This window comes from Spirillospora sp. NPDC046719, assembly GCF_040645715.1.
Lineage (GTDB): Bacteria > Actinomycetota > Actinomycetes > Streptosporangiales > Streptosporangiaceae > Spirillospora.
Genome location: NZ_JBEYYT010000424.1, coordinates 1 through 7,997 on the forward strand (window position 1 = coordinate 1; position 7,997 = coordinate 7,997).

General features: G+C 74.4%; 10 protein-coding genes. 4 read left to right on the forward strand and 6 right to left on the reverse strand.

Annotated features, from left to right (window positions below):
* On the forward strand, nucleotides 1–571 hold a 571-nt coding region (locus tag ABZ914_RS41650), incomplete at its 5' end, for a polysaccharide deacetylase family protein (protein WP_500200187.1).
* Between the two features lie 12 nt (nucleotides 572–583).
* Here ABZ914_RS41650 and ABZ914_RS41655 read toward each other — a convergent pair.
* Nucleotides 584–1,366 (reverse strand): SDR family NAD(P)-dependent oxidoreductase, encoded by a 783-nt coding sequence (locus tag ABZ914_RS41655; RefSeq protein WP_500200188.1) that lies wholly within the window; start codon nucleotides 1,364–1,366, stop codon nucleotides 584–586.
* An 86-nt stretch (nucleotides 1,367–1,452) separates the two neighbouring features.
* Between ABZ914_RS41655 and ABZ914_RS41660 the strand changes: the two genes are divergently transcribed.
* Entirely contained in the window at nucleotides 1,453–2,310 is an 858-nt protein-coding gene (locus tag ABZ914_RS41660; protein WP_500200190.1) for a helix-turn-helix transcriptional regulator, read from the forward strand.
* A 108-nt stretch (nucleotides 2,311–2,418) separates the two neighbouring features.
* Nucleotides 2,419–2,880, forward strand: coding sequence for an SgcJ/EcaC family oxidoreductase (locus ABZ914_RS41665; RefSeq protein ID WP_500200192.1), 462 nt, complete (start codon nucleotides 2,419–2,421; stop codon nucleotides 2,878–2,880).
* Nucleotides 2,881–2,930: 50 nt separating this feature from the next.
* On the opposite strand, the gene ABZ914_RS41670 is transcribed toward ABZ914_RS41665, so the two are convergent.
* Complete coding sequence (locus tag ABZ914_RS41670; protein ID WP_500200195.1) at nucleotides 2,931–3,812, reverse strand: SDR family oxidoreductase; 882 nt, start codon at nucleotides 3,810–3,812, stop codon at nucleotides 2,931–2,933.
* 87 nt (nucleotides 3,813–3,899) lie between these two features.
* Between ABZ914_RS41670 and ABZ914_RS41675 the strand changes: the two genes are divergently transcribed.
* The gene (locus ABZ914_RS41675) at nucleotides 3,900–4,478 is read left to right on the forward strand and encodes a TetR/AcrR family transcriptional regulator (RefSeq protein WP_500200197.1); all 579 of its coding nucleotides are present in this window, start codon (nucleotides 3,900–3,902) and stop codon (nucleotides 4,476–4,478) included.
* A gap of 17 nt (nucleotides 4,479–4,495) precedes the next feature.
* Here ABZ914_RS41675 and ABZ914_RS41680 read toward each other — a convergent pair whose 3' ends face one another.
* The 4 genes from ABZ914_RS41680 to ABZ914_RS41695 form a co-directional block, all read right to left on the reverse strand.
* Complete coding sequence (locus ABZ914_RS41680) at nucleotides 4,496–5,911, reverse strand: dihydrolipoyl dehydrogenase family protein (protein WP_500200199.1); 1,416 nt, start codon at nucleotides 5,909–5,911, stop codon at nucleotides 4,496–4,498.
* A 145-nt stretch (nucleotides 5,912–6,056) separates the two neighbouring features.
* Complete coding sequence (locus ABZ914_RS41685) at nucleotides 6,057–6,227, reverse strand: hypothetical protein (RefSeq protein WP_500200201.1); 171 nt, start codon at nucleotides 6,225–6,227, stop codon at nucleotides 6,057–6,059.
* A gap of 21 nt (nucleotides 6,228–6,248) precedes the next feature.
* Complete coding sequence (locus ABZ914_RS41690; RefSeq protein ID WP_500200203.1) at nucleotides 6,249–6,695, reverse strand: response regulator; 447 nt, start codon at nucleotides 6,693–6,695, stop codon at nucleotides 6,249–6,251.
* The coding region (locus ABZ914_RS41695) for a sensor histidine kinase (protein ID WP_500200206.1) at nucleotides 6,692–7,997 on the reverse strand (1,306 nt) is incomplete at its 5' end. The genes ABZ914_RS41695 and ABZ914_RS41690, both read right to left, overlap by 4 nt.

Below are 7,997 nucleotides of genomic sequence, written 5' to 3' on the forward strand. Positions count from 1 at the left end.
GGCTCCGGCCGCGCCGCCGAACGCGGTGGCGCTGACGATCGACGACGGGCCGCACCCGTACTGGACGCCCAAGGTGCTGGACGTGCTCGCCGAGCACGGCGTGCACGCGACCTTCAACATGATCGGCGAGCAGGTGCCGGAGAACGCCCGGCTGGTGCAACGGATCGTGGCGGCGGGACACCAGATCGCCGACCACACCCTCACCCACCCGATCAACCTCCCGAAGCTGCCCGCCCCGCGCATCCAGCAGGAGATCGCCGAGGCGCACGACCGCATCGCCCAGGCGACCTCGGTCGCCCCGCGGTTCTTCCGCTCGCCGGGAGGCAACTGGTCGCAGCAGGTCATCGAGACCGCCACCTCGCTCGGGATGATCTGCGTCGACTGGGGCGTCGACCCCCGCGACTGGGCGCGACCGGGCGTCCCGCACATCACCGCGAACCTCGAGAAGGCCCAGCCGGGCGACATCCTGCTCTGCCACGACGGCGGCGGCGACCGCTCCCAGACCGTCACGGCCCTCCGCACCGTCATCCCCGCCCTCAAGCAGCGCGGCCTGACCTTCGTCGCACTCTGACGAACGGCCCGCTCAGGCGCCGGCGCCGCCGTCGACCGGGACGATCGCGCCGGTCACGTACGAGGCGCGGTCGCTGAGCAGCCATGCGGCCGCCTCGGCGACCTCGCGGGGTTCGGCCATCCGGCCGAGCGGGGTCGCCGCGTTGTTGGCCTCGATGATCCCCGGCGACACCGCCTCCCACGCCTCCATCATCTCCGTGGCGGTGCCGCCGGGCGTGATGCCGTTCACGCGGATCCCCTGCCGTCCCCAGGTCGCGGCGGCGGTCTCGGTGATGCTGTTGAGCGCGCGCTTCATCGCCCCGTACGCGGGGAGGGCGGGGTTCGCCCGCCGGCCGCCGATGCTGGAGGTGTTGACGATCGCGCCGCCGCCGGTCCGCCGCATGAGGGCGGCCTCGGCGGTCATGGCGGTCCAGTGCGACCGGAAGTTGACGGCGAACTGCTCGTCGATGTCCTTGTCGCTGGTGGTGTCGAGCGGGCCGGGCGTCTGGACCGTCGCGGCGTTGTTGAAGGCGCCGTCGAGCCGTCCGTGCAGGTCCTCGACGCGGTCGACCGCGGCGCGGATGCTCGCGGGGTCGGCGAGGTCCAGGGCGACGGCGTCGGCGGTGCCTCCGCCGGCGCGGATCTCCTTGACGACGCGTTCGAGGGCGTCGGTACCGCGGGCGGCGAGCATGACGGACGCGCCCTCGGCGGCGAAGAGCCGGGCCGCGGCCGCCCCGATGCCGCGGCTGGCGCCGGTGATGAGGACGACCTTGCCGGAGAGCAGGCCGATGGGTGCGATGGCGATGTCGTTGGTCATGGCGCCAGTGTCGGACCGGCCGGCGAGCCGGATGCAGGCACAGGTGGTACCAGGGTCCGCCGCCGTCCGGCGTGCACACTGGGGGTATGGACAAGCGGGAACTCGGGGCGTTCCTCCGCAGCCGCCGCGAGCGGCTCCGGCCGGAGGACGCCGGCCTCCCCTCGGGCCCGCGGCGCCGGACACCGGGGCTGCGCCGCGAGGAGGTCGCGGTCCTCGCGCACATCTCCACCGAGTACTACGTCCGGCTCGAGCAGGGCCGGGCACCACGGCCGTCGAGCGAGGTCCTCGCCGGGATCGCGGGCGCGCTGCGGCTCACCGCCGCCGAGTCCGACCACCTCCACGTCCTCGCGGGCACCGCGCCGACCCGCACCGGGCTGCACCGGCGCGACGTCCGGCCCAGCATCCTCACCCTCCTTGAGCGGCTGCCGCAGACGGCCGCGTTCGTGATGTCCGCCGCGTTCGAGGTGCTCGCCTGGAACGACCTCGCGGCCGCCCTCATGGTGGACTTCGCCGAGCTCGCCCCGCGGGACCGCAACCTCGCGCGCTGGGCCTTCCTCGGGCGCCCGCCCTCCGATGCGACGCGTTACGGCCTCTCCGACGTCACGGAGTTCCGGCACCAGGTCGTCATGGAGCTCCGGTCCGCGATCGCCCGGTACCCGTCCGACCCCGCGGTGACCGGCCTCGTCGGCGAGCTCCGCGACGCCAGCCCCGAGTTCGCCCGGCTCTGGGAGCGGCACGACGTGCAGGCCGCGCCGAGTCTCACGAAGACCTTCCGGCATCCGGTCGTCGGAGAGCTCACCGTCGACTGCGACTCGCTCGCCCTCACCGACCGCGACCAGCACCTCGTGCTCTACAGCGCGCCTCCGGGGTCCCCCGCCGCCGAGGCGCTGGCCCTCCTGAACGTGCTGGGAGCCGAGTACGTCAAGGCGAGCAAGCCGCTCTGACGGAGCCGGACGCCACCCGGCCGAGATCGGGGGCGCGCTCACCGGTCCGTTCCGCCGGACGCGCGGGTCGATAGAGGTAAGCGATCGGCCCGGCATCTGGAGGACATCATGAAGACCGTTCGTACGTACGCGGCGACGGCCGACGGCGGCGCGAGCGCCGAAGGCGAGGAGCGCGCCGTGGCCGCCGTGTTCGAGGAGACGTCCAAGGCGTGGGCGGACGGCGACGCGGGCGCCTTCACCCGGTGGTACGCGGAGGGCGCGACGGTGATCTTCCCCGGCGTCCACCTGCGGGACCGCGCCGAGGTCCGGGCCGCGATGGGGGCGGCCTTCGCCGACCCGCTGAAGGGCACCCGCCGCGTCCATGCCGTGCAGAGCGTCCGCCTCCTCGGCGCGGACGCGGCGGTCGTCGTCACCAGGAGCGCCACGACGTTCCCGGGGGAGACCGAGACCCCGCCGGAGCGATGGGAAGCGGCGACCTGGACGCTCTCCAAGCACGACGGGCGATGGCTGATCGAGGCCTACCACAGCTGCCCCGCACCGGCCGCTCCGCCGGAGCCGTCTGGCGACTGACCGCTCGCGGTCCGTTCGCGGCGGTCGGCCTCGATGGGCAGGCCGACGCGTCAGGGCTGGATGTTCTCCAAGTCCTGAAGGAGGCTGGGGCGGGTCGGCCGCCACCCGAGGGCGTCGCGGGTGCGGGCGCTGGACGCCGGCTGGTCCATGGCGAAGATCGGGCCGAACGGGCCGAAGGTCTCCTGCGGCACCTGCTCGACCGGCAGGCCCAGCCGGCGGCCGATGACGGTCGCGATGTCCCGCACGGCGTCGCCCTCGTCGGCGACCGCGTGCCAGGACGTCCCGGCCGGCGCCGACTCGAGGACCAGCCGGAACAGCACCGCCGCGTCGAGCGCGTGCACGGCCGGCCAGCGCTGGGCGCCGTCGCCCGGGTAGCCGGCCACCCCGGTGCGGCGCGCCGCGTCGGCCAGCAGGCCGGCGAATCCGCCCTGTCCCTCGTTGTGGACCGTGCGCGGCATGCGGACGGCCATGCTGCGCAGGCCGCGCGCGGCGAGATCCAGCAGCGCCGTGACCGAGCGGCCTCGTCCGCCCACCGGTCCGTCCGTCGGCAGGGGATCGGCCTCGGTGGAGGCGCGCCCGGGCACCCAGGGCGTGCCGGAGACCGCGACGATCGGGCGGTCGCTCCCGATGAGCTCCCGCCCCAGCGTGTCGAGCGCGGCGCTCTCCTCGGCGATGGCCCGGGCGAGCGCGTCCGGGCTGCCGTAGTCGCGTCCGAACGCCAGGCTGATGACGCCGTCGGACTGCGCGGCGCCGGACCGCAGGACGTCGAGGTCCGCGAGGTCTCCCCGCAGCACCGTGGCGCCGGCGCTCTCGAGGGCCTTGGCGGAGCCGTCCGAGCGGGCCAGCGCGAGGACGGTGTGGCCGTTGCCGAGCAGCTCGGTGACGACGGCGGAGCCGATGGTGCCGGTGCCGCCGGTGACGAAGACGTGCATGAGCCCTCCCTGAAGTGATGGGACCGTTGTCCCATCACCGACCCTACACGGTGACGGGACAATGGTCCCATCGCCTATGCTGGCCCCATGGCCAGATGGCAACCCGGGGCGACCCAGCGACTCGTCGTCGCGGCCGTCGACCTGTTCACCGAGCAGGGGTACGACGCCACCACCGTCGCGCAGATCGCCGAGCGCGCCGGCGTCACCAAGAGCACCTTCTTCCGGCACTTCTCCGACAAGCGAGAGCTGCTGGTCGCGGGTCAGGAGACGCTCAGCAGGCTGCTCGCCGACGGCATCGCCGAGGCGCCCGCCGATGCGAGCCCGCTCCAGGCGGTGGCGGCGGGGCTCGAACGCGCGTCGAGCGCCATGGGCCCGGCGAACCGCGAGATCGGCCCCCGGCTCGAGGCGGCCGTGGCGGCCAGCACCGAACTCCAGGAGCGCGACGCCCTCAAGAGCGTCGGTCTCGCGGCCGCCATGACGGACGCGCTCGCCGCCCGCGGCGTCCCCGAGGCCACCGCGCACCTCGCGGGCGAGCTGGGGGTCCTCGCGTTCAAGCGGGGCTACGCCCGATGGTGCGAGGGCGACCGCGACGACGCGGAAGGGCTCGCGCCCCACGCGCTGGCGGCCTTGGAAGAGCTGCGCGCGGCGAGCGCGTCACTGGGCTGACCGACGCCGCCCGGCTTTCAGCCGCGGTAGGTCTCCAGGAGGCGGAGCCAGATCTCGCTGATGGTGGGGTAGGAGGGGACGGCGTGCCACAGGCGGGAGATGGGGACCTCGCCGGCGACCGCGATCGTGGCGGAGTGGAGAAGCTCGGCCACGCCCGCACCGACGAAGGTGACGCCGAGGAGCGTCTCGCGGTCCAGGTCGACCACGGCGCGGGCGCGGCCCTGGTAGCCGTCGGCGTAGAGGGCGGCTCCGGCCACGTTGCCGAGGTCGTAGTCCACCGCCCGGACCCGGTGCCCCTGGCGGGTGGCCTCCTCCAGGGTGAGCCCGACGGACGCGGCCTCGGGGTCGGTGAAGACGACCTGCGGCACGGCCCGCTCGTCCGCGGTCGCCACGCTGCGCCCCCAGTCGGCGGTGTCGAGCGGGCGTCCGGCGGCACGGTCGGCGATCACCGCGCCGAAGATCCGGCCCTGGTACTTGCCCTGGTGGGTCAGCAGCGCGCGCCCGTTGACGTCCCCGGCCGCGTAGAGCCACTCGCCGGGCACCCCGGCCGCCAGCCCGGTGGAGTCGACCTCGATCGGCCGGCCCGCCTCCAGCCCGACCGTCTCCACGCCGAGGTCGGTGGTGGCGGGCGTCCGCCCGGTGGCGAACAGGACCTCGTCGACGGTCACCGTCTCACCGCCGTCCAGGGTGAGCGTCACCGGCCCGTCGCGGTGGACGGCGGTGACGGACGTGCCGAAGCGCAGGTCGACCCCGGCCGCGCGCAGTCCCTCGGCCACCGCCTCCCCGGCGAACGGCTCCATCCGCGGCAGCAGGCGCGACCCGCGCACCAGCTGCACCACCTCGCTGCCGAGCGCCCGCCAGGCCGTGGCCATCTCGCACGCCACCACGCCGCCGCCGATCACGGCGAGCCGCGGCGGCACCCGCTCCGACGCGGTCGCCTCACGGCTGGTCCAGGGGCGGGCCTCGGCCAGCCCGGGCAGCTCGGGCAGCGCGGCGCGGGTGCCCGTGCACACCGCGACGGCGTGACGGGCCGCCAGCACCCGCTGTTCGCCGTCCGGGGTCCGCACCACGACGCGCTTTTCCCCGTCCAGCCGCCCGTGGCCGCGGACCAGCACCAGCCCGGCGCCCTTGAGCCAGTCGACCTGGCCGTCGTCCTTCCAGTGCGAGGTGAACTCGTCCCGGCGGGCGAGCACCGCCGCCGCGTCCAGCCGCCCGCCGGCCGCCTCGCGGGCGCCGGGCAGCCGCCGCGCGTCCGCGAGCGCGGCGGCCGGGCGCAGCAGCGCCTTGCTGGGCATGCACGCCCAGTACGAGCACTCGCCGCCGACCAGCTCGCTCTCCACGACGGCCACGCTGAGCCCGCCTGCGTGCGCCCGCTCCGCCAGGTTCTCCCCGGTCGGCCCGGCCCCCAGCACCACGACATCGAACTCGTCCATCACGCCCGCCCTCCGAACAGCACAGTCTTGTCTCCCCGCATCCTTCCGGAATCCGGGACGTCCGGTGACCGGCCACGCTGCGGCCGGCGGCACGAACACGCCGGCGCGCGCGGCCCCCCGCGAACCCGCCGGCTGTCGACCAGGGTCAGGCGACGGGATCCTCGGGTCGGTCCTCCAGATCGTCGGCTTCGGCCTGGGACGGGTCGATCGCCGGTTCGGCGTCGTCGCCGAGGGCCGCGGCGGGGATGCGGTTGCGCCCCTGGAAGCTTCGGTACGGGCTGCGGTGCCGCGACGGTTGCGGCGGGTCGTCGCTCATGGCTCTCCTTGCGTGCCGGCGTCACTGCTGCGCGGGAAGGCGGACCACCGTGACGAAGAAGTCGTCGATCTGGCGGATGGCGTTGATGAACTGGTCGAAGTCGACGGGCTTGGTGACGTAGGCGTTGGCGTGGAGCCGGTAGCTGCGCAGGATGTCCTCCTCGGCGGAGGAGGTGGTGAGGACCACCACCGGGATCGCGGCGAGGTCCGGATGCGACTTGATCTCTTCGAGGACCTCGCGCCCGTCGCGTTTGGGCAGGTTGAGGTCCAGCAGGATCAGGTCGGGGCGCGGGGCCGCGGCATGGGCGCCGCGCCGGTACAGGTAGTCCAGGGCCTCGGCGCCGTCCCGGACGACGTGCAGGGCGTTGCCGACCTTGTTGTGCTCGAACGCCTCGCGGGTCATCAACTCGTCGCCGGGGTCGTCCTCTACCAGCAGGACGGTGATGGGCTGGGCGGCGGCGCTGGTCACGAACCGGCTCCCTGGAGGTCGGTGACGGAAGAGGAAGGTGCGGCGGCGGACGGCCCGTCCTGCGGTGTCGCGGGCTCGGAGGCGACGACGGTCTCCGGCGCGGCGCCCTCGCCATCGGCGTCCTGCCGCTCGGTGTCCTGCCCCTCGGCGTCCTGCTCGGTGGCGGGACGGTCGAGGACGGGGAGGGTGAAGTGGAAGCGGGCGCCGTCCGGATGGTCGGTGTCGAGCCAGATCCGGCCGCCGTGGTACTCGACGATCTTCTTGCACAGGGCCAGGCCGATGCCGGTGCCGGTGTAGGCGTCCCGGCCGTGCAGCCGCTGGAAGATGACGAAGATCTTCTCCTGGTACTCGGGCGGGATGCCGATCCCGTTGTCGGTGACGGTCAGGTGCCACCGGTCGTCCTCCCGCTCGCAGGCGATGCGCACGACGGGGTCGCGGTCGGGGGAGCGGAACTTGACGGCGTTGCCGACGAGGTTCTGCCACAGCATCGTCAGCAGCGTGGGGTCCCCGGTGACCTCCGGCAGGTCGTCCGGGGCGTCGACGCGGGCGCCGGACGAGGTGAGGGCGTCGTCGAGGTTGGCCAGCGCGCGCTCCAGCGGCTCGTCCAGCGGGAGCGTCTGCTGCTGCTGGTGCAGGCGCCCGACGCGGGAGAAGGTCAGCAGGTCGTTGATCAGTACCTGCATGCGCTTGGCGCCGTCGACGGCGAAGCCGATGTACTGCCGGGCGCGGTCGTCGAGCTGGTCGGCGTAGCGGCGTTCCAGCATCTGGCTGAACGAGGCCACCTTGCGCAAAGGTTCCTGCAGGTCGTGGCTCGCGACGTACGCGAACTGCTCCAGTTCGGCGTTGGAGCGGCGCAGCTCCACCGTCTGGGCGTCGAGTTCGGCGGTCTGGCGCTGCAGGACCTTCTCGCGTTCGGTGGACTGGTCCAGGGCCCGCTTGATGCGGCCGCGCATCGCCTCGACGGCGCGGGCGAGGTCCCGGACGTCCGCGGGTCCGTGCGCGCCGATGACGTGGTCGAAGTCGCCGTCGGCGACCCGGCGGGACGACGTGCGCAGCATCCGCAGGGGGCGGCCGACCGCGTAGTGCAGCAGCACCGCCAGCAGTCCCGCGGTGACCAGCAGCGCGGCCAGCAGCCCGATGAGGATCCAGTTCCGGACGGTGCGGCTGCGGCGCAGGTCGGCGCGGCCGTCGGCGCGGGCCTGTGCCAGGTGCCGGTTCTGGACCGCCCAGGTCGCCCGGACCGGCTCGGACGCGGCCTGGGCGGGGGCGGGGGTGGGCGGAGCCCGCCGGGCGGTGGCCGGC

Coding starts and splice junctions, on each gene's coding strand:
- ABZ914_RS41680 (WP_500200199.1), bottom strand. CDS start 5,911: ATGGACGAGTTCGATGTCGTGGTGCTGGGGGCCGGGCCGACCGGGGAG.
- ABZ914_RS41660 (WP_500200190.1), top strand. CDS start 1,453: ATGGACAAGCGGGAACTCGGGGCGTTCCTCCGCAGCCGCCGCGAGCGG.
- ABZ914_RS41685 (WP_500200201.1), bottom strand. CDS start 6,227: ATGAGCGACGACCCGCCGCAACCGTCGCGGCACCGCAGCCCGTACCGA.
- ABZ914_RS41670 (WP_500200195.1), bottom strand. CDS start 3,812: ATGCACGTCTTCGTCACCGGCGGCACCGGCACCATCGGCTCCGCCGTC.
- ABZ914_RS41675 (WP_500200197.1), top strand. CDS start 3,900: ATGGCCAGATGGCAACCCGGGGCGACCCAGCGACTCGTCGTCGCGGCC.
- ABZ914_RS41655 (WP_500200188.1), bottom strand. CDS start 1,366: ATGACCAACGACATCGCCATCGCACCCATCGGCCTGCTCTCCGGCAAG.
- ABZ914_RS41665 (WP_500200192.1), top strand. CDS start 2,419: ATGAAGACCGTTCGTACGTACGCGGCGACGGCCGACGGCGGCGCGAGC.